The organism is Bacillus cereus group sp. N21, from assembly GCF_016483395.1.
Lineage (GTDB): Bacteria > Bacillota > Bacilli > Bacillales > Bacillaceae_G > Bacillus_A > Bacillus_A pseudomycoides.
Map to the genome: position 1 here is coordinate 1 of NZ_JAEHBX010000321.1, position 279 is coordinate 279.

The window sequence follows — 279 nt, forward strand, 5'->3', positions numbered from 1 at the left end:
GGTTCTGTTGCAAAGTTCTCTAAACCACGTTACATTTTAGGAAAATGAGTAGGAGCACAATAACATGAGATATTTTAAAGGAAAACAGTTTAAGAAAGATATTATTTTAGTAGCCGTTGGCTACTATTGTCGTTTTTCTCTAAGCTATCGTGATGTGTCTGAAATTATGAGGGAACGTGGTATTTCCGTTCATCCCACAACAATTATGCGTTGGGTACATGAATATGGTAATCTAATGTATCAGATTTGGAAAAAGAAAAATAAATCTGCACATTTTGC

1 pseudogene is annotated in these 279 nt (G+C 34.1%); it reads left to right on the forward strand.

The features are described 5' to 3' along the window. Nucleotides 1-64: 64 nt before the first annotated feature. Nucleotides 65-279, forward strand: a pseudogene (locus JDS96_RS31045) (IS6 family transposase); the annotation flags it as partial.